Genomic DNA, 23,472 nt, shown 5'->3' with positions numbered 1-23,472 from the left:
ATTTATTTCTTTTTCCCGTTACCGGTGGTTTGAAGTCCCATGTAATCTTGAACTGTTCTAAAACCGATATAACTTCTTGCAGAATCTGCATATTCATGATCACGAGTACTCACTTGAAGGAAGTAAGCAACATCTTTCCATGAACCACCACGAACCACTTTCCTTTGATTTTTATAATCCTGAACATTCGGGTTCATTGAAGAAACATATTCGTAAGCATTTGGATCATAAGATGAATCCGTCCACTCAGAAACGTTTCCAGCCATATTATAAAGATTATAACCATTTGGCTCATATGATTTTGCTTCTACAGTATACAAAGCTTCATCAGCCGCATAATCACCTCTGTTAGGTTTGAAATTCGCCAAGAAACAACCTCTGTCATTTTTAGTGTAAGGACCACCCCAAGGATAAGTAGCTGATTCTAAACCACCTCTTGCTGAATATTCCCATTCTGCTTCTGTTGGCAATCTGAAAGAGTTTATTAAATCGTGACCTTTCTTTTTAGATTTTATGTAGGTGTTTTTATTTAAAGTTCTCCAAGCACAAAAAGCTTTTGCCTGAGTCCATTTAACCCCTACGACTGGATAATCCCCGTAAGCTTTATGCCAGAAATAATCATTGTGCATTGGCTCATTATAAGAATAAGCATAATCTTTAATCCAAACCGTTGTGTCAGGATATACTTTTACTTCTTCTGTTCTGATGAAGTTTTTTCTATTTCCTACTTTAGCTTTTGCAGCTGCTTGAATGTCCATCCAAGAATAACGGAATTTTAATTTATTTACATCGATAGTTCTTAATCCATTGTATGAAGCCTCTATTGGCAAATACATTGAATCCATTACTTCGGCGTAATATGCATCCGGATACAACTTAGTATCTTTGATTAGTTTCACTTTTTTGTTAAGCTTTCTTCCTGCATAAGGATCATCAGCAGTACCTACACTATAATAATTATCATACATGTATTTATCATAAGCTGTCATCTTTTCAGGATCTGAATCATTAAAAGCAAAATCACCAATACTTCCGGCATTTTTACCTTTACCTTTAGCATCTCCCGCACCAGCAGTCTGACCACTTTCATCAGCAAGAATAGCTAATCTAACTCTCATAGTAGAATCTTTTACCCATTCTACAAATTGACGGTATTCACTATTGGTAATTTCCGTTTCATCCATATAAAATGAACGAACAGTAACAGTTTTTGTAGGAGCATCTTCCACATTAGCTAAATCACCATCTGATTTACCCATAATAAAAGCACCACCGGGAATTAAAGCCATTCCATAAGGCTTTTCAGGATGCCATTTACCTCCATTAATACCAACTAATTCTCCTTTATCGCTTGATTTACCACAGCCGATTAAAAGGGCCAAAATTGACGTATATGCAATGAACTTCTTCATATAAATTTGGTTATCTATTCATTATTTTTAAGTGTGTAAACCTATTTATTATTTATTAATAAAACAATATTTTTGTTATGAAATTAATTTGAGCTCAAAAATAATGTTAAATAAAATACAAAAAAAATATTTTGTCGATAAAATGCTAAAATAATCGATAAAATGCACAAAAATCGATTTTTTTATCTGTTTTATAATGTTAAGCTTATAAAATCCATTAATTTTTAAACAATTTTCAAGGACAGAATTGTAAATGTAAAATAATGATTACAAAATATTCTTTCGTTGTGCTTTCCACCATCTTTCAGGCAATTCTTGGTTGCATGCCAATAAATATTCTTCATAGGAACATGGTAATAACGTATTTCTTTTTAGTTTATTATTAACATTTGAAATAAATGGAATTTCTATCCACCATCGATCCGTTTTATCACTTTTATAAAAAACAAGTTCCTCTTCTTCTAATGGAACAATGTATTTTAAATAATTCTCTTTACTTCCAAAAGGATACTCATTAGAACGATAATGAAACCCTTCTATGAAATACCAAATTATCTGTGCAATGATGACCGATTCTTGTGCCGAATTATTATGATTGAATATTCCAAATGATGATACTTTATCACTTATTCCCGCATATCGTGACAAAGAACAAATTTCTTTTCCATTAAAACCATTTGGTGCAAACGAAATAAAATTTCCAGAATCAGATGATTTAACCGAATTCAAATCAATACTTACTAAATCAGCATCTCTAAAAACAGGCTCCGAAATAGAAATATTATTAGAAACTTCCCCTAATCTATAGGCATCAAAAAACAGTTTTTCTATCAAATCTATTTCTTCCTGCGAATTAAAATACGTTTGATACCCAATATTACAATAATTGAAAAGATTATTAGGCTCGTCTACAATTATTTTTGTCAAATAAGACGAAGACGAAACTTCCTCTTCATCCTTACCAAAATCAAATTTATTATCAATGGAAACTAGGTTGACCATTTGTTCCAAATCATCATAAGCCCTGTAGAGTGCGTACGTCAAATCTTGGGAACCGCCAATAACTATGGGAGTTATTTTTTTCTTGATTAAACTTGCAACCACTTTTTTTAAGGCAAAATAAGTGTCTTCGGCAGAATTTCCTGCCAGAATATCACCTAAATCAGCAATAGAAGCATCCCAATTTCCTGGAAACAATCCGTAAAGCTCTTTTCTAAGTGGTATTAAATCTACATCCGAAACAGCTTTTTTATCTCCTCGATTTTCTAAAACGCCTATTACAGCAATTTTAATCTTATTTAAATCCGGAAACTGTTTTTCTGTATGCAGCACAATTTTACTTCCCAATTGCTGAGAAGTCAATCCGTTTATATAAGCAAGGATTTCATCATCTACGGGTTTCAGAAAATCAAATTCCATTTTATTTCTTTTTTTTCCTCTCCACAACCCTCTTCATAGGAGAAGGAAGGTAAGAATGGAATGTGTTTATATTTATTTTTTCTTAACAGCTGCTTTCTTAGCTGCTGGTTTTTTTGTCGCTGTTGCTTTCTTTGCCGGTGCTTTTTTTGCTGGTGTTTTCTTGGCAATCATTTCCTGAACTTCGGCTAATGTCAATTTAGTGGCATCAACATCTTTACTTAATTCAATTTTGATTTTACCTTTAGTAATTACCGAACGTCCCCAACGGGCTTTTTCAACTAAAATTCCTTCTTCTTCCCAATTATGCAAAACCTTATCAATATTCTTTTGCAATTTATCTTCAATCAAGGCTTCAATATCTGATTGAGAAAGATTATCAAAGTTATACTTTTTACTCACATTAATAAACAAACCGTTCCATTTGATAAAAGGACCAAAACGACCCACACCTTTCTGCACACCTTCCCCTTTATAAACTGCTATTGGCGCATCGGCGGCGGCTTTTTCATCAATTAATTCCTGGGCTCTTTCAAAATCTACATCTAATGGATTTTCTCCTTTTGGCAACGAAACAAAAGCGGCTCCGTGACGAATATATGGACCATAACGACCATTACTCACCTCAACTTCTTCTCCTTTATATTCTCCAAGATTTTTTGGCAACAAGAATAAATTCAAAGTTTCCTCTAAAGTGATGTTTCCAATATTTTGATCTGCCATTAAGCTGGCAAATTTTTTCTCTTCATCATCAGCAGCTCCAATTTGTGCCATTGGTCCAAATTTCCCTAAACGCACCGAAACTGGTTTCCCTGTTTTTGGATCAGTTCCCAGAATTCTTTCACCGCTTTCTCTATCTGCATTCGCTTCTACATCTTTCACAGTTGGGTGAAATTTATCGTAGAACTCTTGCATCATTTTTGTCCAAACGATATTTCCTTCTGCAATTTCATCAAAATCCTGTTCCACTTTTGCAGTGAAATTATAATCTAGAATGTTTCCAAAATTCTTAACCAAGAAATCTGTAACAATAGTTCCAATATCTGTAGGAACTAATTTCCCTTTATCAGAACCTGTATTTTCCTTCAGTAACTTCTCTCCTACTTTCCCGGATTGTAAAGTCAATTGCGTATAATTACGTTCTTGACCGTCAAGATTTCCTTTCTCTACATAATTTCTGTTGATAATAGTAGAAATTGTTGGCGCATAAGTAGAAGGACAACCAATTCCTAATTCCTCTAATTTTTTTACCAAAGAAGCTTCCGTATATCTTGCTGGTGGTCTAGAATATCTTTCGGTTGCTGAGATATAATTGTTTTGTAATTTTTCGCTGACTTTCATCGCAGGCAACATTCCTTCTTGTTCCTCTTCATCGTCATCATGACCTTCTAAGTATACTTTCAAGAAACCTTCAAAAAGCAAAACTTCTCCAGATGCCGTGAATATTTCACCGTGATTATTTGCTTCAATTTTCACGTTAGTACGTTCTAATTGGGCATCACTCATTTGCGAAGCCAATGTTCTTTTCCAAATCAAATCATACAAACGCGCTTGATCTCTGTCTATGTCTACCGTATGTCTTGACATATCCGTAGGACGAATCGCCTCATGCGCTTCCTGTGCTCCTTTGCTTTTATTGACAAAAGTTCGAGGTTTAGAAAATTCTTTTCCGTAGGATTTGATGATTTCCGCTTCAGCAGCTTCCATTGCATCTTTAGATAAGTTCACACTATCCGTTCTCATATAAGTGATAAGTCCGGCTTCGTACAAACGCTGTGCGAGTTGCATGGTAATTCCAACAGGCAAATACAATTTACGAGCGGCTTCTTGTTGCAAAGTCGAAGTGGTAAATGGACCAGTTGGTGATTTTTTGGTAGGTTTAGTTTCTAAATCGGCTACCTTATATGTAGAACCTATGTTTTTATTTAAAAAATCTTCGGCTTCTTTTTTAGTATTGAAATTTTTAGGCAGTTTGGCTTTGAATGTTTTTCCAGATTCGTTAGTAAATTCAGCCACAACAGAATATGTTGCAATGGCTTTAAAATTCTGAATTTCTCTTTCACGCTCTACAATCAAACGAACAGACACTGATTGTACACGACCCGCAGAAAGTCCTCCTTTAATTTTTCTCCAAAGTACAGGCGACAATTCATAACCAACCAATCTGTCCAAAACACGACGCGCTTGTTGTGCATTGACTAAATTATAATCGATTTCTCGTGGATTATCAATTGCTTTTAGAATCGCAGTTTTAGTAATTTCGTGAAAAACAATACGCTTGGTTTTGGTTTTGTCTAATTTTAATTCTTCGGCAAGATGCCAAGAAATAGCTTCACCCTCGCGATCCTCATCACTTGCTAACCAAACCATTTCAGCTTTTTTTGCTAATCCTTTTAATTTGGTGACCAATGCTTTTTTATCGGCAGAAACTTCGTATTTGGGTTTAAAACCATTTTCTACATCTACACCAATTTCTTTGGAAGGTAAGTCAGCAATATGCCCATAACTGGACTCTACTTGAAAATCACTTCCTAGAAATTTCTCGATTGTTTTTGCCTTTGCAGGGGACTCAACTATAACTAAATTCTTTGCCATTGCTCTATTTTTCTGGGACAAAAGTATCTAATTTTTTTAAATATTGGGCTTTAGATTTTATTTTTGAATTATTTCACAATCATTAATAGGTAAGTTATTGCCATACTCGACTGTTTTTTAGCCTCGATTATAGTGAAAAGCCCGGAGCAAAAAAGTAAAAGTTTCCTGTTCTAAAAAAGCGACCAATAGAAGCTCTTTTTAGTACTTTGGAAACTTTACTCTTTTTGTGAGTCCCGAAGGGTCGGGATTGTAACGGAAAGCGTGACACGAGCAAAGCGAACTGACGAAGTAAATACCTCCCCAGAAAAAATGCCTTAAAATAGTGTTAATTCTTAATCTGACATCTTGTCATATTTATTTGAATTGCGTTATCTTTGTGCTTTGAAAATACATGATGGAAAAGATTATTGAAGAAAGTAAGCAAGGCGAAAGTCTTGTTCTGGAGAATAAACCTGAGAATACAAAAAAACTATTTATAGAAAGTTACGGTTGTGCGATGAATTTTTCGGACAGTGAAATTGTAGCTTCTATTCTATCCGGAAACGGATACAATACAACGCAAGTTCTGGAAGAAGCCGATTTAGTTTTGGTCAATACTTGTTCTATTCGGGACAAAGCGGAGCAAACTATTCGCAAACGTTTGGAAAAATATAATGCTGTAAAACGTATTAATCCAAAAATGAAAGTGGGCGTTTTAGGCTGTATGGCGGAACGATTGAAAAGTCAATTCCTTGAAGAAGAAAAAATCGTTGATCTTGTTGTGGGTCCTGATGCCTATAAAGATTTACCAAACCTTTTACTGGAAGTAGAAGAAGGTCGTGATGCGATTAACGTGATTTTGTCGAAAGACGAAACCTATGGTGATATTTCGCCGGTTCGATTGATGAGCAACGGAATTACCGCTTTGGTTTCAATTACTCGTGGTTGTGATAATATGTGTACGTTTTGCGTGGTGCCGTTTACCCGTGGACGTGAGCGCAGTCGTGAGCCTCAAAGTATCATGAAGGAAATTCAAGATTTGTGGGACAAAGGGTTTAAAGAAATTACACTTTTGGGACAAAACGTAGATAGTTTCCTTTGGTATGGTGGCGGATTGAAGAAAGATTTTGAAAATGCTACCGAAATGCAAAAAGCTACGGCAGTTGATTTTGACCAATTACTGGAAATGGTAGCTGTAGGTTTCCCTAAAATGAGAATCCGATTTTCGACCTCTAATCCACAAGATATGCACGAAAGTGTTTTGCACGTTATTGCAAAACATCCTAATATTTGCAAACACATTCACTTGCCGGTTCAGTCCGGAAGCAATAGAATTTTGAAAGAAATGAACCGTTTGCACACGCGTGAAGAGTACATGACTTTGATTGACAAAATCAGAACTATTATTCCAAACAGTTCGATTTCACAGGATATGATTGCTGGTTTCCCTACAGAAACCGAAGAAGATCATCAAGACACTTTGAGTTTGATGGAATATGTGAAGTATAATTTTGGTTATATGTATTCGTATTCTGAACGTCCGGGAACTTTGGCAGGAAGAAAAATGGAAGATGACGTTGCCGAAGAAACCAAAGCAAAAAGATTGCAGGAAATTGTCGATTTACAACAAAAACACGCTTGGTTCCGCTCTGAGGAATTCATTGGACAAACGGTAGAAGTTTTGGTTGAGAAAGTTTCAAAAAAATCGACCGAAGAATTTTCTGGAAGAAATTCGCAAAGTATTACGGTGGTTTTCCCAAAGGAAAATTACAAGATTGGGGATTTTGTAAATGTGAGAATTATTTCTTGTACCAGCGGAACTTTGAAAGGAGAAGCAGTTGGTTTGAGTGAGATGAATTAAGAAAAGTTTAAAATTTAAGGTTTAAAGTTGTCTCAATAACTTGAAACTTTAAACAAATAGAACTTTAAACAAAAATAAAATATGGAATCAGTTCAAGCTATAAAACAACGATTTGAGATTATCGGGAATGACCCGAAGCTCAACCGTGCGATAGAAAAAGCCATTCAGGTAGCTCCAACTGATATTACCGTTTTAGTAGCGGGAGAAAGCGGTGTGGGAAAAGAGAATATTCCTAGAATTATTCATTCGCTTTCGCACAGAAAACACGGAAAATACATTGCCGTAAACTGTGGAGCCATTCCTGAAGGAACGATTGACAGTGAACTTTTCGGACATGAAAAAGGCGCTTTTACCGGCGCAACCAATACACGTGAAGGTTATTTTGAAGTAGCTGACGGCGGAACTATTTTCCTAGACGAAGTAGGTGAACTGCCTTTAACTACTCAAGTGCGTTTGTTACGTGTTCTTGAAAATGGCGAATTTATAAAAGTAGGTTCTTCTCAGGTTCAAAAAACTGATGTACGAATTGTAGCCGCTACCAATGTCAATTTATTTGATGCTATCGAAAAAGGGAAATTCCGTGAGGATTTATATTATCGTCTAAGTACGGTGGATATTACTTTGCCACCTTTACGCGATCGAAAAGATGACATCCATTTGTTATTCAGGAAATTCGTTGCTGACTTTGCCCATAAATATAAAATGCCACCTTTAAAACTGGACGAAAACGCTATCCAATTATTGCAGAAGTTTCGTTGGAGCGGTAATATTCGTCAATTGCGAAATGTAGCCGAACAAATCTCTGTTTTGGAAACGAATCGTGATATCTCAGCCGTGACTTTACAATCATATCTGCCAGTTCTGGGAAACAATTTACCATCTGTGATAAAGGATAAGAAAAGCGAAAGTGATTTTAGTACCGAAAGAGAAATTTTGTACAAAGTACTTTTTGATATGAAAAGTGATTTGAACGATTTGAAAAAATTAACTTTGGAATTGATTCAGAACGGTGTGTCTAAAGTTCAGGAAACCAATCAGCATTTGATAAAAAAAATATATGGTTCGAAAGAAAATGACAGTGAAATAGATTTTGAAGAAGAACCAAGATCAGCGTTAATCACTACTCAAAACAATGAAGAGCTGTATCAGGAACATGATGATAATTATCTTTTTGCAGAAACAATCGAAGAAGAGGAAACGTTGCGTTTGGAGCAAAAAGAAATCGAAATGATTAAAAAATCATTAGAAAAAAACAAAGGAAAACGAAAAGCTGCCGCAGACGAATTAGGCATTTCTGAAAGGACTTTATATAGAAAAATCAAACAATTTGACTTGTAGTTTTTACCACAAAAGCACTAAGACACAAATGATTTAATTCAAAAAGAATATCTTTGACCCGAGCGTTAGCAAACCGGCGAAGCAAATTTTAAAATAGAAAATGAAATATATAAAACTTATTCTTCTTTCAATAATTATAGTAAGCATCAACAATTGCTCGGTTTATAACTTTACCGGAACTGGTAAAATTGATGCCGAAACATTTCAAGTTGGCTTTTTTCAGAATAACGCTGAATTAATTGAACCTGGTATTGACAGAACATTTACATTAGAACTTCAAGATTTAATCCAGAATCAAACCAATTTAAACTTGGTCAAAAGTAGTGCTGATTTGACTTACGAAGGAGAAATTGTAGATTACAGAATAAGTCCAATGACTGCTACTGCAGATCAGCGAGCAGCTCAGAACCGATTAACCATTCGAGTGAATGTTCGTTTTACTAATAAGAAAAAAGAAACAGATGATTTTGAAAAACCATTCACTTTTTTCTACGATTATCCTGCGGAACAACAATTGACAGGAGCAACTTTGAACAGTGCTTTAAAGGAAATTTTTGAAAGAATTACACAAGACATCTTTAATGAGTCACTTGCAAAATGGTAAATGGGTTTAAATTCGATAATTTGTTGATTCGGTTAACCGAGGAACAAACAAACGAATAACCAAATAAACGAATACCCTTTATGAACGTAACCGATTATACTTATTTGATTAATAAACCTGATGCTATCCATGAGAAGCAAACGGAAGCTTTGGAAAAAGTACTCATTGAGTTTCCTTATTTTCAAAGTGCCAGAGCGATTCAATTAAAAGGGCTTTACAATCAAAATAGCTTTAAATACAATACTGCTTTAAAAGTTACTGCAGCACATTCAACTGACCGATCTATTTTATTTGACTTCATTACTTCGGATACGTTCACTTCGATTCAAAAAGGTCTTTACGATAAAAAAGCACTAGAAATTCTTGATATAAATGTAGTCGACAGTGAAACAATTGTTACTGAAGAAAAAACGGAATCTAAAATAAATTCTTTAGAAAGATCCATACTCACATCAATAAAAGAAGCTTCTGCTGTCGATGTTGATGATGCTTCAAAAACTACCGAAGAGAAACTGGCAATTGGAAAACCTTTAGATTTTTCTAAAAATGAGCAACATTCCTTTCAAGAATGGCTTCAACTTTCCCGCACTGAACCTATCGAAAGAGAGAAAGAAAGTGCTATTAATTTACCACTTCCTGTAATAGATGAAGATAAAAGAAAGAAATTAGAATTAATCGATAAGTTTATTGAAGCCAGTCCAAAGATTTCTCCGGTAAAACATGGAGTTGCTTCGACCGTTACTTTTGACTTAAATGCAGCCGACAATTCTTTCTTGATGACAGAGACTTTGGCCAGAGTATATTTAGAACAAAAAAAATATCAAAAAGCGATTCAAGCTTATGAAATATTAATTTTGAAATATCCAGAAAAAAGTAGTTTCTTTGCAGACCGCATATCGGATATTAAGATTTTACAACATAATAATAATTAAACAATGAGCACATTTTCAATTTTTTTAGTTTTAATAACTATAGTTTGTTTTCTATTAATCGTAGTTATCATGGTTCAAAACCCTAAAGGTGGAGGATTATCATCTACAATAGGTGGTTCTCAAATGTTAGGTGGAGTACAAAAAACAACTGATTTTTTAGACAAAAGCACTTGGACATTAGCAACTATACTAATTGCACTTATACTACTTTCTAGCTTAAGCTTTACAGGAACATTAAGTGATACTGATTCTAAAATCATCGAAAACACAGGAAGTGCAGCGCCAGCTACAAACACGCCAGCAGCTCCTGCTCAAAACACTCCTGCTGCAACAAATCCAGCAGAATAAATTATTACAACATATTCTAAATGCCAGCCTGTCAAAGCTGGCATTTTTTATAAGAAATTATGTCAGTTTCATTAGGATGGCACAATTTCTGAAATCTCCATAACCGTAATAAAAATAAATAATATAAAAATATACAATCATGGCTTTAAACATTAAACCTCTTTCAGACAGAGTTCTTATCGAACCCGTTGCAGCTGAAACAAAAACTGCTTCAGGAATTTTTATTCCAGATACAGCAAAAGAAAAACCACAAAAAGGAACTGTTGTTGCTGTTGGAAACGGAACAAAAGAACACACAATGACTGTAAAAATTGGTGATTCTGTGCTTTACGGAAAATACGCTGGTACTGAATTAAAACTGGAAGGAAAAGATTATTTGATCATGCGTGAAGACGATATTTTAGCAATAATATAATCGAATTAACAAATAAACGAATTAACAAATAAAATTAAAATGGCAAAAGATATAAAATTTGATATTGAAGCACGTGACGGTTTAAAACGTGGTGTTGATGCATTGGCAAATGCGGTAAAAGTAACGCTAGGACCAAAAGGTCGTAATGTAATTATTGGAAAAGCTTTTGGTGGACCAAACGTTACTAAAGATGGTGTTACCGTTGCAAAAGAAATTGAATTAAAAGATCCCTTGGAAAACATGGGTGCTCAAATGGTAAAAGAAGTAGCGTCAAAAACTAATGATTTAGCCGGAGACGGAACTACAACTGCAACTGTTTTGGCACAAGCTATCGTAAAAGAAGGTTTGAAAAACGTTGCTGCAGGTGCAAATCCAATGGATTTGAAACGCGGTATTGACAAAGCGGTTGAGGCTATTGTAGCTGACTTAGCGAAACAAGCAAAAGTAGTAGGAAGTGATTCTGAAAAAATCAAACAAATTGCTTCAATTTCTGCTAACAATGACGAAGTAATTGGTGAGTTAATCGCTACTGCTTTCGCAAAAGTTGGAAAAGAAGGTGTTATCACTGTTGAAGAGGCTAAAGGAACTGATACTTATGTTGATGTTGTTGAAGGAATGCAATTTGACAGAGGATATCTTTCTCCTTATTTTGTGACTAATTCAGAAAAAATGGAAGTAGAATTGGAAAATCCTTACATCCTTTTGTATGACAAAAAAGTTTCTTCTTTAAAAGAATTATTACCAGTTTTGGAACCAGTTGCTCAATCTGGAAAACCATTATTGATTATTGCTGAAGATGTTGATGGTGAAGCATTATCTACATTGGTAGTAAATAAATTACGTGGAGCCTTGAAAATCGCTGCTGTAAAAGCACCTGGTTTTGGAGACAGAAGAAAAGCTATGTTGGAAGATATCGCAATCTTAACTGGTGGAACTGTAATCTCAGAAGAAAGAGGATACACTTTAGAAAACACAACTATCGAAATGTTAGGAACTGCTAAAAAAGTGACTATCGATAAAGACAATACAACAATTGTAAGTGGTGCTGGTGAAGCTGATATTATCAAGAATCGTGTGAATCAAATCAAAGGTCAAATGGAAGCTACCACTTCTGATTATGACAAAGAAAAATTGCAGGAACGTTTGGCTAAATTAGCTGGTGGTGTTGCTGTACTTTATGTTGGTGCTGCTTCTGAAGTAGAAATGAAAGAGAAAAAAGACAGAGTTGATGACGCACTTCACGCAACTCGTGCAGCTGTTGAAGAAGGAATTGTTGCCGGTGGTGGTGTTGCTTTATTGAGAGCTAAAAATGCATTAAGCACTCTAAAAGCTGACAACGCTGATGAAGCAACAGGAATTCAAATTGTATCTCGTGCTGTAGAGTCTCCTTTGAGAACTATTGTTGAAAATGCAGGTCTTGAAGGTTCAGTTGTTGTTGCAAAAGTTGCTGAAGGAAAAGGTGATTTTGGATACAACGCAAAAACGGATGAATATGTTGACATGCTTAAAGCAGGTATTATTGATCCTAAAAAAGTAACTCGTGTAGCATTAGAAAACGCAGCTTCGGTTGCCGGAATGATATTGACTACTGAATGTGCTTTGATTGATATTAGAGAAGATAATGGCGGTGGAAACCCAATGGGTGGAGGTATGCCAGGAATGATGTAATAAAAATTAAGAAAAATCTTAAAAAAATAAAACCCGAAGCTCATCACTTCGGATTTTATTTTTATATTTATAGTTTTAGATACAAATCAAAATTAACCTCCTGATACTGATTTTTATGTTATCAAAACTTAATTGGCTATTCCTTTTTTTGTTTATTTTCTGCCCTAAAAACTTCAGTCAAACTAATGGACCGAAAGAACAAATAGTAGAAAAACTAAATAACTATTTTGCTTTAGAGCGAGAAAACATTCATTTACATTTAAATAAAGATACATATTTATCCGAAGAAGATATTTGGTTTAAGGGCTATGCTTACAACCGAAAGGAACTTTTACCTTTTTACAAAACTATGAACGTTTTTGTAGTTCTGTACAATCAAGCAGGCATAAAAATAAATCAACAACTTGCCTACTCAAATACGGGTACTTTTGAAGGAGCATTCAAAGATTTAAAGAAATTGCCCTCTGGGAATTATTACATTCAAGTGTATACTAATTGGATGAATAACTTCCAAGAAAATGAGTCTAGCATATATCCAATAAAAATCATCAATCCTGCAAAGACCGATTTTTTCGACACTACAAAAAGCAATTTGGCATCTGCTCAAATAGAAATTCATCCAGAAGGTGGCACTTTAGTTTATGGAATCACTAATACCGTTGGTGTTAAAATCGTAGACATGTTCAATAATCCAATTGGAAATTTGACAGCAAAATTAAGAAACAGCATTAACGAAGTAGTTTCAGAGATTGCAATTAATAGCGATGGATTGGGAAAATTCATTGTTACACCCAAAAATGATCCCTATTCACTAACGTTAGAAATAAATAACAAAATCATTCAACAAACACTCCCAAACCCTTCTACTAAAGGATTGTCTCTTGAAGTAAATTGTTATACATTAAACAATAAAGCATCAGTTAAAATCAAAACGAATGCTACAACATTTAATGATTTAAAATCAAAGCAATTATTTTTAGTTGTTCAGCAAGATGAAAGGGCTTTACTATTTGATATTGCTTTAGATTCAAATTCATTAGAGCAAAATATCATATTTTCAACCGAAAACATCTCCAATGGCGTCAATACGGTGCGAATTATAGATGAAAACATGAATCAGCTTGCAGAAAGAACCATCATCAAACTCCCTAATTTAACTCAAAAGTTTACTCTTTCTAAAAAAACAACTAACACTGGTACCATACAAATTGAAGGTCTATCCAGTCAGAACGATGCTAACCTCAGCGTTTCAATAGTACCCGCAAATTCTATTGCAACCGAAAAAAACACTTCCATAACTTCTGATTTTTTATCTAATTTCTATTTAATTAAACCAATAAAAAACATTGATTTATACCAAACGAACCCAAATACCGCCAAGAAATACGAGTTGGACTTAGCCATGCTCACTCAATCAAAATCCAAATACTCATGGAACGAAATTGTTCAAAATCCACCACAACCCAATTATGAATTTGACATGGGACTTACGGTAAAAGGAAGAGTATTGACTCCTACTTTAAAGAATGCGAAAGATTACAACATTAGATTCCGTGCGTTTCATCATCAAATCAATGTTCAATCTCCAATAACTGAAACAGGAGATTTTGAATTCAAATACCTGGTATTGAAAGACTCAACTTCAGTAGATTTCAGTTTGCTCAAAAACGTTGAAGCAACACCTTTAAAATTAACTCATACAGCGAAAATAACGAATGGTAATAGAGAATATAAGTTCTCATTTAAAGGATTTAACCCTACCGACTTACAACAAACAACAAACTCTCAAATTTTAGAATTACCTGTTTTCGAAGATGACATTATTGAATTAAATACTGTCACTGTTAAAGCAGAGGCTAAAAAAAATATGTTAACCCATGCCAACACTATGGAAAATAGAAATTTAAGAGGTTATAAAATTTCCGAACAAGAGACAATGAACCTTCTAACTTTTATTAATACTCGTGGATTTAAGGTGTCTGACAATGGTATGGATGTTAGCATTACGGTCCTAAATTCTGGTTCAAATATTCCAGCTCGACCCGAAATTTTTGTCGACAATATTCAAATTAGGGACTTTTCCTATTTGCAAAACATACAAATGAATGAACTGGAAGAAATATACATGAATCCGAATGCATTAATCCCATCTGGTAGAAATCTTCAAGGAATCGTAAGGATATACACTAAAAAACCTATATATAGTACTCTAAAAACTAATGTAAAAAGCTCAGAATTGGCAAATGGTTTTACTACAGCACCAAAATTTGAAAACTCTAACTATAATTCAACTTTGAGCCAAGGTTTTTTGTATTACGGAGTAATTAATTGGATTCCTACCCTATTAACGGACCAAAAAAACAGTTCTCAAATTGATGTTCCAAATTTCAATCAGAAAAAAATAAAAATAATTATAGAAGGTTTTACTTATAATGGCGAACTGATTTCTGAAACGCAAATTATTGATTTATAAAAAAACTCTTTTTTCGATAATTCATAATAAGTAAAATCAATTAACCCATTGGCTTTACTAAGAAAATCAGCTATAGGTACTATTTAGTCATCTAAATCAGAATACGCACTAAGCTATTTTTTTACTACTATAAATATGTACATCTCATTAATCCTGAATCTATGCAAAAAAGGAGCATAAACTCTAGATTTATGCTCCTTCTTATTCATTATTATCAAATTCCAAAATGACTTCTTTAATAGCTCTGTTTTTACGAGACGGTTTTTTTTATGATAAAAAATTATTAATTATTCTTGAGTTTTTGACTTTCTGCTGAACTTATAAATTACCGGTAAAACAGTAATCCCAACTAAAGCTATAACAATTATTTCGATGTGTTCTTTCAAATCAATCTGATAATTTTCAAGTAGAAAACCATATAAATAATGTCCTGCGAAAATCAATGTGAATGACCAAATGAAAGAACTTAAAATGTTATAAAACATAAATTTCTTTTTGTCCATAGAAACTATCCCAGCTACTATTGGTGCAAAAGTTCTAAATATTGGCAGGAATCGAGCAAAAATAATTGCTTTGCCTCCGTATTTTTCAAAGAAATCTTTTGATTGAACCAAATATTTTCTCTTAAACCAAAAACTATCTTCCTTATTGTACAAATAATAACCGCTTTTTGAACCAAACCAATATCCAACAACATTACCCAAAATCCCCGCTAAAGCCACAAGTGTTGATAAGAGAACGACATTCGCAAAATCATTTTCAATGAATAAAATGTTTTCTATTAAATCACGGCTGTAAATCCCTGCTAAAAACAACAAACTATCTCCTGGTAAAAAGAACCCTGCAAAAAGACCTGTTTCTGCAAAAACAATAAATAAAACTATATAAATACCCAATTTAATTCCATTAACATCAAAATGAATATAAAAAAGCGGGTCAATCAAATTCTTCCAATCAAAATCGTTCATTCTACGGTGTTTTATGCTAAAATTATTCGTGCGTGAAAGTACGGATAATATATCTTAACCACAATTTATGCTACTATTTTAAAGTTTTATTAACTATTTAAATTAGCCGAATTAACTTTCCATTGCCAACAATCAAATATTGTTTTTTTTATTCGGGATTCTAGCGCTTTAAAAACATGGCTTTTTATAGTTAACCACCATAATTTCATTCAAAAAAACATTCAAAATATGGCATTAAAAAAACCAAAGCTTTCACTTTGGTTTTCTTTAAAATTATTTTCGCTCATATTGGCAACAAGTATGAAGCTTTTCATAATCTTCCTTTAATGCCTTGACTTCATCTGTATCGTGACCAACTTTTGCAATCGCTTTTTGAATCGTAAGAACATCCGTTTTCTGTTCGTTTGCAATCAAGTATAAAGTGCCACAATCCATATGCCAATCAGCAGATTTCACTCCCGAGACACTTAATGCCGCTTTTTCAATTCTCTTTTTACACATTTCACAATTCCCGCTCACATGAAATTCAACTTTAGCATTTTTATTTTTCACTTCTTGAGCCTGAACTGTAAATCCAACAAATGTCAGTAACAGTACTACAATTATATTTTTCATAATTTAATTTTTTTAAGACTATTTAATTTTAAAACGTAAACCTGCATAATACATTTGTCCAAAAACTGGACCATAAACTATTGATGCATCAAAAGTAGGACCAAATGGATTTTCATTACCCAGAATAACATTATCCTGTTTGTAATTTCCAATATTTTCTCCACCAATATAGATTTCAAAAGTAGAAGAAAAAGTTCGTGTAACTTGTATATTCATCACAGAAAATGAAGGAGAAAATTCTGATAGCCTGTCTTCTTCAGGATTTGTTGATGTATTGGGTAATTGCTGTTTTCCGAGCCAGTTAAAAGTATAATCAAACTTCCATTGTTTTCCTTTATCCAAAATATGGGTTTCATATCCTAAATTCCCAAAGAAACGATGTTTTGCCTGCAACGGCCTTTGATACGTTCCTGACAAATAATCCGCTTGAATATCATAGTACTTGTAGGCTGTTCGCAAATTAAAATGTTTGGCTAATTCATAATTAAACTCTACTTGCAAACTATTGGCATACGATTTCCCAATTAAGTTGTAAAACAATACCTGTTGCGGACTTTGTAATACATCAACAACTGCCTGATTTTGAAAATCGGTTCTGTAGAAATCAAACCCAACATCAGCATTCTTACCAAAAAGTAAAAAACCCTGCATAAAACTCAGCCCGTAATTCCATGCAATTTCAGGATTCAAACCGTATATTTTTCCATTGGTATCCAAAAAATCAAAGGTTCTTGAACTTGCCAAAAGCTGTTGATTTTCGGCAAAAACATTAGCGCTTCGTTTCCCTCTTCCTGCTGAAAATCGCAAAACACCTTTCTCCCAAGGATTGTATCGCACATGCAATCTTAGCGTAGCAAAAGTCCCCAAACGATTATGATTGTCTATTCTACCGCCAAGAACTGCGCTAAAATCATCTGTGTTGTCATATGTATATTCGAAAAAAGCGCCAACCGAATTATCAATCCTGCTGTAATCATTTGCATTGACAAACTCACCGTATTTATCATAGGTAAAGTTCAGACCCGTTGAGAATTTATGTTTCGTATTATTGATAATCGAATTAAAAATCAGGTTCGAATAATAACTTTTTTGTTTGATATTATATTTATTTAACCCAAAATAAGAATTTTGATCATGACTATTAAAAGCATTTTGAAAACCAATACTCTGATACGGCATATCCGGAAAAACATACCCTAATTTAGTGGAAACATCAAACCGTTCTGTATTGATTTCGGAGCCCCAATAATTAGTTGTTCCCTTATCTCTATCAGTGTCAAAATTTAATTCTCCTGTTTGTTTTTGATCATTCATATAACGGAAGTTGATGAAACTCACCCACCCTTTTTCGGCATTGGTATATTGCCAACGGTTCAAAACATTGATTTGTTTTGCCAATGGATTGTCCAGAAAACCATCGTCATTCATATCGTTTTTTGAAACCCTCGTGTTTCCGTGAACAAACAAGCTGCTACTCCATTTCTCAGAAATTTTCTTGTTGAAATGCGTGTTTAATTCGAATCGGGAATCTGTTGAACCATACGCATTAAGAAAAAATGGAATATCGCTGATGGGCTTTATCAATTCGGTATTAATTTGTCCCGAAATACTTTCGAATCCATTAACTACACTTCCGGCTCCTTTGGTGATTTGAATACTTTCGACCCAAGTTCCCGGAGTGAATGACAATCCGTAAGCTTGAGAAGCACCACGCACCGAAGGAATGTTTTCCTCTGTAATCATCAAATAAGGACTCGTTAATCCCAGCATTTTTATTTGTTTCGTTCCCGTCAAAGCATCCGAAAAATTAACGTCGATTGAAGGATTGGTTTCAAAACTTTCTGCCAGATTACAACAAGCAGCTTTGAGTAGCTCTTTGCTTGTCAGCACTGTAGTATTAGCCGTTAAGCTATATGATTTTTTTAAACTTTTACTGTTGCCTTTTACTTTTATCTCCTGCAAAGTATCTTGAGCAAAAGAATTAAAAGCGCAAAAGAAGAACAATAAAAGTATTGAAATTTGTTTTTGCATGATTGATTTTTAATGTTTGAAAAATGTAAAATCACAAAGGTGTGATTCAAGTTTTTATAGAAACATTAAAACTACGCGTAGAAAATATATTGGTGGTATAATTTAAAAAAAGGAGGCGCATTTGCATCGCAGTAATACGAAAGAAATGGACTGTTTTTAAAATTTGAAACAAATGAAAACACAGAAGGATTCCATTCATTCATTTGAAATATAAAACCGGGATGAAAAGAGACTGTTTTTTGAATTAAATCATCTGTTTTCTTTTGAAATTTAACCTCTTTGTCTTTGCAACAATGTGATTCTTTTTCAACAACCCCACAACAATCCTTTTCTAATTTTTGGTCCTGAACAGGTGTTTTAAGAGTTACCGAAGTAATCTCACTTCCACAATAACGAACATTAAATGCTAATCCCATATTGGAAACCAATACGAAAAAAGCCAGAAGTATACTTATATGTTTGTTAAATTTCACCTTGTAAAATTAGTGATTTTATCACATCAAAAAATTAAATCCCTAAAGAATTTACAACTCAAATTCTTGTCCCATTAAAGGAATTTTACAGTCAAAACCATATTTTTCATGAATTTTTATACGAAGCTCATCCATAGGCTCATTTTCTCCATGCACAAGAAAAACTCGTGTAGGTTTATTTTCCAATTCTGACAACCAGTTAAGCAAATCTTTTTGATCTCCATGTGCTGACAAACCTTGTATTTCCAAAATATTAGCTTTTACAGGATAATAGCGACCATGAATTTTAATTTCTTTTGCTCCTTCCAGTAATTTTCTTCCACGTGTTCCTTCAGCTTGATATCCCACAATAATTACGGTAGTTTCCGGAAGACCAATATAATGTTCGAGATACCCCAATACTCTTCCTCCAGTTACCATTCCGCTGGCAGCAATAACCACTTTAGGCTGTTCATCAAAAATGACCTGCATGGTTTCTTGATAATCAGAAACCAATGAAAACATTTTACTCATTTCGGCACATTCCTCCAGCGATAGCTTGTGCCATTTTTTATTATTCGAAAAAATATTCAGTGCATTAATTCCCATTGGAGTGTCAATAATATATGGAATATTAGGGATTTTATCCTCCTCTCTGAGTTGCCACAATAAGTACATGATGGTTTGGGCACGCTCTACGGCAAAACTCGGAATAATGATGGTTCCGCCTTTCTCAACGGTATTATTTATATAAGTTTCCAATTCTAATTTAGTATCTGTTTGAGGATGCAGTCGATTGCCATAGGTACTTTCGAGAAAAACATAATCGGCTTTTTTAGGTTTGGTTGGCGGATACATCAATACATCATTATCGCGACCAATGTCTCCGGAAAAAACCAACGTTTTATTTTCAAGTGTCAACGCAATGCTGCAAGCTCCTAAAATATGGCCTGCATTTGTATAAACAGCTTCAATTTGGGCATCCAAAGGAACTGGTTCATTGGTTTTAATTACTCTAAAAAACGGAAAAACTTTTTCAGCCTGCTCTACCGTATAAAGTGGTTCGGCAATTTCATGCTTGGAATATTTTCCTTCATTAGCATTTTTAGCTTCTTCTTCCTGAATTTTCGCACTATCCAGCAGGATGAGTTTAGTAATGTCTTTTGTGGGACTCGTGCAATAAATTTTGCCTTCAAAACCTTGATTTACCAATCTTGGCAACCAACCGCAATGATCTAAATGGCCGTGAGTGAGCAAAACAAAATCTATCGTGGCTGGTAAAATAGGCAAAGGTTCCCAATTGAGTTCCCGTAAAGGTTTAATGCCCTGAAACAATCCACAGTCTATCAAAATCCGAATCCCATTACTTTCAATTAATGTTTTAGAACCAGTCACTGTACCTGCTCCACCAATAAATTTAACTTTCATATGATTTGAATTTAAAATTAAACAATCCTGTATTATTTTAAATATAACTGCATAATTCCGTTGCTTCTTTTAATACGTTTTTTATCCGGTTTGGACTCAATCCTATTTTTTCTAAACAATCGGAATGGTTTATTATTTCTTTGACTAAAATCACGTCTAATATCAATAACTTATCTTTTTCGGCTATTGATAAAGTAGTTAAGCAAGTTACCGGATAAAGATAATGTGTGTCATTTTTTGTTTTTAGATTATTGTCCTCAGGATAATTCCAACTTAATAAACTCAATCCGGAGCATTTTGCAAAATCGACAGCATCAGTCGTAAACCTGTTATTTGTGACAATCCAACAATTTGAAATACTATCTTTTTTTTCAAAAATGGCATGCTGTCTTTCCTTCAAATCATTGAAACGAGATAAAATATACATGGGAACTTTCACATCCGAAGCGGCTTCCCTCCCCAGATGATATTTACATTCAATCATTGAAATTTGCTCATTCTTCTTTACTAAAACATCAATTTCATGCAACACACATTTGCCTTGCAAGCTCATATTTGTTACCGTTTGATACTGTTCCGAAGCAAAAAGACGGGCTATGTATTTTTCGAAAAAGAAACCTGCCGGACCTAACAGTCGTATTGCTTCTCTTAAATTATAACGTGCCGCATGGGAATTAGCCGTTTTTTTCAATAATGAAAAAGCCATTTTGTAGATTTGTTTCGTAGAAATACCCTCATACATTTGTTTTTTTATAGCATAAAGTATGTTATCGACCGCAATAGCACTTGCTCCCGATTTTAAAAGTGACTTTTTAAGTTTATCAGAATTAAATTCGACAATATCCCCAGAATGTTTGATAATTTTCATACCCTTATTGATTTGATAAACAAACACTTAAATCAACATAAAGATAAAGAAAAAAGACTACTTATTTTGTTTTTGATAATAAAATCCCGGAACAAATAATAAGACAAAAATAGGCTGAATCAAAAACCTGCGAACGTAAAATAAGACCCAATTACTATTTTCATTCGCAAAGTAGACTATGTAGAAAAAAGCAACAATAAGAATCATGAAGAAAAAATAATACAGGACGAAAGCAAATTTAACCATCGCAACATCCTTGAAAATGACATAAATAATACCCAATGAAATAACGGTATTTAATGTGTAACGGAACAATAGTCCTAAAAACAATTGGGTTGAATCAAAACTTGGTAGCCTTAACTTGGCAAAATCTTTTTTGAAAAAATCCAGAAAAGGATCATAAAACAACTGATTTTCAAAAGTACGAACAAGCACTAATAATACAACCAAAAGAAGGAATTGTACGAATCTCAGTTTGTTATTTAATATCTTTTGAAGCATATCTTGAAAATTTACGAACCCAAATTAACCACAAAATAAAAACTACACCATAAATATACAAAGGAAAAAGGACTCCGTGTAAAAACGGCTCTTGTTTTGGAAAATAAAAAATCAATGCACTTAAAGCAGCTATTCTCAAAATATTCAACACATAAATAAGAAGGCTTCCGCCAAAGATAAAAAGAAGCGTTGCTTGTAGTTTCCCCGAAAAAGCTAATACAAATGAAATAAACAAAATAATTACACTAATAGCATTACATCCTTCTACAATACGGGCTACATATTTTTGATTATAAAACAGCTTCATATAAGGATGCACAGCACTTTCTTCAATTGAAGATCCATTATTGAACAATTGCAGCACTTGCTCCGTATTTTCACTCACCATTCTGGTAATGGAATCTATTTTATTTCCCTCAAAACCATTAAGATAGCGCTGATACAAAAAAGTCAGTACTATATAACTCAAAAAAAAGGTTGCCAAAAAAAGCAAAAACGGTTTGTAGAGAATAAAATATTTTTTCAAAATCTATTTTTTAACAAATTTATGTAATTTTTGAAACTGGCTTTAAATACTTTTGCATAAATAAAAATTAAAAACATGACATTTCAAGAATTACAACCAAAAGTAACCGAAATCACTTTAAATACAACGTTGTCAAGAGACGAAAAACTATTGTCTATTTGTGAGCTTCTTAGCAACTCCGTTGATTATTATAATTGGGTTGGATTTTATTTTGCTAATCACGAATCCAAAACATTGCACTTAGGCCCTTATGTTGGAGCAGAAACAGATCATACTGTAATCCCTTTTGGAAAAGGAATTTGCGGACAAGTAGCAGTTTCTAATGAAAATTTTGTAGTGCCTGACGTTGCAGCGCAAGACAATTATATCGCTTGTAGTTTTACCGTAAAATCAGAAATTGTAGTACCACTTTTTGTAAACGGAGAAAACATAGGACAAATTGATATTGACAGCCATGTCTTGGATCCTTTTACTAAAGACGATGAGTTATTTTTGGAATTTGTAAATACAGAAGTAGCTAAATTATATGTTGATTTAAAATAATTCACAATTCATAATTCATAATTGCTTCGCTAGTTCACAAAATAAAGAAAGCTTTATTTTGTTCGTGTCATAATTATTATTTACTTTTGCACCCGTCTTACAATAGATGTACGACATACATAAAAATCATTAAACAAATATTGGAATGTATTTAACTAAAGAGATTAAAGAAGAGATCTTCGCTAAACACGGAGAAAAAACAAACACTGGAAAATCAGAAGCGCAAATTGCTTTGTTCACTTTCAGAATTAGCCACTTAACTGAGCACTTGAAAAAAAATCGTCACGATTATAATACAGAGCGTTCATTAGTATTGCTTGTAGGTAAAAGAAGAGCTTTGTTGGATTACTTGAAGAAAACAGAAATCAACAGATACCGTGAAATTATCAAAGTATTGAATATCAGAAAATAATCAATATAAAAGAGGTGCGAAAGTGCCTCTTTTTGTTTTTATATACAATAATAAAAAAAGTTTGGTTTTTCATTGGGTTTTAGGCAT

At 33.7% G+C, this 23,472-nt stretch carries 21 protein-coding genes; 10 read left to right on the top strand and 11 right to left on the bottom strand.

Annotated features, from left to right (window positions below):
- Positions 1–2 precede the first annotated feature (2 nt).
- The 3 genes from gldK to topA form a co-directional block, all read right to left on the bottom strand.
- On the bottom strand, positions 3–1,412 hold the full coding sequence (gene gldK, locus Q1W72_RS11555; protein WP_282742455.1) for a gliding motility lipoprotein GldK: 1,410 nt from the start codon (positions 1,410–1,412) through the stop codon (positions 3–5).
- A gap of 267 nt (positions 1,413–1,679) precedes the next feature.
- Positions 1,680–2,831 (bottom strand): formimidoylglutamase, encoded by a 1,152-nt coding sequence (locus Q1W72_RS11550; RefSeq protein WP_121342757.1) that lies wholly within the window; start codon positions 2,829–2,831, stop codon positions 1,680–1,682.
- A gap of 72 nt (positions 2,832–2,903) precedes the next feature.
- Positions 2,904–5,423 (bottom strand): type I DNA topoisomerase, encoded by a 2,520-nt coding sequence (topA, locus tag Q1W72_RS11545; RefSeq protein ID WP_302135371.1) that lies wholly within the window; start codon positions 5,421–5,423, stop codon positions 2,904–2,906.
- A gap of 394 nt (positions 5,424–5,817) precedes the next feature.
- Here topA and miaB point away from each other — a divergent pair, with 394 nt between their 5' ends.
- From miaB to Q1W72_RS11505, 8 genes are all read left to right on the top strand, one after another.
- On the top strand, positions 5,818–7,263 hold the full coding sequence (gene miaB, locus Q1W72_RS11540; protein ID WP_302137941.1) for a tRNA (N6-isopentenyl adenosine(37)-C2)-methylthiotransferase MiaB: 1,446 nt from the start codon (positions 5,818–5,820) through the stop codon (positions 7,261–7,263).
- An 81-nt stretch (positions 7,264–7,344) separates the two neighbouring features.
- The gene (locus Q1W72_RS11535) at positions 7,345–8,601 is read left to right on the top strand and encodes a sigma-54-dependent Fis family transcriptional regulator (protein WP_099714467.1); all 1,257 of its coding nucleotides are present in this window, start codon (positions 7,345–7,347) and stop codon (positions 8,599–8,601) included.
- A 100-nt stretch (positions 8,602–8,701) separates the two neighbouring features.
- A complete protein-coding gene (locus Q1W72_RS11530; protein WP_302135369.1) occupies positions 8,702–9,205 on the top strand; it encodes an LptE family protein in 504 nt (167 codons plus the stop codon).
- Between the two features lie 80 nt (positions 9,206–9,285).
- Entirely contained in the window at positions 9,286–10,137 is an 852-nt protein-coding gene (locus tag Q1W72_RS11525; RefSeq protein WP_302135368.1) for a tetratricopeptide repeat protein, read from the top strand.
- Between the two features lie 3 nt (positions 10,138–10,140).
- Positions 10,141–10,485 (top strand): preprotein translocase subunit SecG, encoded by a 345-nt coding sequence (secG, locus tag Q1W72_RS11520; RefSeq protein WP_099714465.1) that lies wholly within the window; start codon positions 10,141–10,143, stop codon positions 10,483–10,485.
- Between the two features lie 139 nt (positions 10,486–10,624).
- A complete protein-coding gene (gene groES / locus Q1W72_RS11515) occupies positions 10,625–10,900 on the top strand; it encodes a co-chaperone GroES (protein WP_007137725.1) in 276 nt (91 codons plus the stop codon).
- Positions 10,901–10,939: 39 nt separating this feature from the next.
- Positions 10,940–12,568 carry a chaperonin GroEL gene (gene groL / locus Q1W72_RS11510; RefSeq protein WP_099714464.1) on the top strand — a complete coding sequence of 543 codons (1,629 nt, stop codon included), beginning with the start codon at positions 10,940–10,942 and terminating at the stop codon, positions 12,566–12,568.
- A gap of 115 nt (positions 12,569–12,683) precedes the next feature.
- Positions 12,684–15,041 (top strand): hypothetical protein, encoded by a 2,358-nt coding sequence (locus Q1W72_RS11505; RefSeq protein ID WP_302135364.1) that lies wholly within the window; start codon positions 12,684–12,686, stop codon positions 15,039–15,041.
- Positions 15,042–15,328: 287 nt separating this feature from the next.
- Here Q1W72_RS11505 and Q1W72_RS11500 read toward each other — a convergent pair whose 3' ends face one another.
- From Q1W72_RS11500 to xrtF, 8 genes are all read right to left on the bottom strand, one after another.
- Positions 15,329–16,009 (bottom strand): DedA family protein, encoded by a 681-nt coding sequence (locus Q1W72_RS11500; RefSeq protein ID WP_302135362.1) that lies wholly within the window; start codon positions 16,007–16,009, stop codon positions 15,329–15,331.
- Between the two features lie 273 nt (positions 16,010–16,282).
- On the bottom strand, positions 16,283–16,624 hold the full coding sequence (locus Q1W72_RS11495; protein WP_099714461.1) for a heavy-metal-associated domain-containing protein: 342 nt from the start codon (positions 16,622–16,624) through the stop codon (positions 16,283–16,285).
- A gap of 18 nt (positions 16,625–16,642) precedes the next feature.
- Positions 16,643–18,655 (bottom strand): TonB-dependent siderophore receptor, encoded by a 2,013-nt coding sequence (locus Q1W72_RS11490; RefSeq protein WP_302135359.1) that lies wholly within the window; start codon positions 18,653–18,655, stop codon positions 16,643–16,645.
- A 71-nt stretch (positions 18,656–18,726) separates the two neighbouring features.
- Positions 18,727–19,128: a hypothetical protein gene (locus Q1W72_RS11485; protein ID WP_302135357.1), complete on the bottom strand. Its 402-nt coding sequence runs from the start codon at positions 19,126–19,128 to the stop codon at positions 18,727–18,729.
- A gap of 51 nt (positions 19,129–19,179) precedes the next feature.
- A complete protein-coding gene (locus tag Q1W72_RS11480) occupies positions 19,180–20,535 on the bottom strand; it encodes an MBL fold metallo-hydrolase RNA specificity domain-containing protein (RefSeq protein WP_099714459.1) in 1,356 nt (451 codons plus the stop codon).
- A gap of 37 nt (positions 20,536–20,572) precedes the next feature.
- The gene (locus Q1W72_RS11475) at positions 20,573–21,403 is read right to left on the bottom strand and encodes an ATP cone domain-containing protein (RefSeq protein ID WP_302135355.1); all 831 of its coding nucleotides are present in this window, start codon (positions 21,401–21,403) and stop codon (positions 20,573–20,575) included.
- A 57-nt stretch (positions 21,404–21,460) separates the two neighbouring features.
- Positions 21,461–21,904 (bottom strand): exosortase F system-associated protein, encoded by a 444-nt coding sequence (locus tag Q1W72_RS11470; RefSeq protein ID WP_099714457.1) that lies wholly within the window; start codon positions 21,902–21,904, stop codon positions 21,461–21,463.
- Positions 21,882–22,430, bottom strand: coding sequence for an exosortase family protein XrtF (gene xrtF, locus Q1W72_RS11465; protein ID WP_302135351.1), 549 nt, complete (start codon positions 22,428–22,430; stop codon positions 21,882–21,884). The genes Q1W72_RS11470 and xrtF overlap by 23 nt, the downstream gene beginning before the upstream one ends.
- A gap of 75 nt (positions 22,431–22,505) precedes the next feature.
- Here xrtF and Q1W72_RS11460 point away from each other — a divergent pair, with 75 nt between their 5' ends.
- Together Q1W72_RS11460 and rpsO are read left to right on the top strand one after the other, a co-directional pair.
- Positions 22,506–22,973, top strand: a complete 468-nt coding sequence (locus Q1W72_RS11460) for a GAF domain-containing protein (protein WP_302135349.1) — start codon at positions 22,506–22,508, stop codon at positions 22,971–22,973.
- A 145-nt stretch (positions 22,974–23,118) separates the two neighbouring features.
- Positions 23,119–23,385, top strand: a complete 267-nt coding sequence (gene rpsO, locus Q1W72_RS11455) for a 30S ribosomal protein S15 (RefSeq protein WP_035670202.1) — start codon at positions 23,119–23,121, stop codon at positions 23,383–23,385.
- Positions 23,386–23,472 lie beyond the last annotated feature (87 nt).

This window comes from Flavobacterium sp. ZE23DGlu08 (genome assembly GCF_030505335.1).
GTDB classification, from domain to species: Bacteria; Bacteroidota; Bacteroidia; order Flavobacteriales; family Flavobacteriaceae; genus Flavobacterium; species Flavobacterium algoritolerans.
This window is presented reverse-complemented; position numbering and strand designations above follow the sequence as displayed.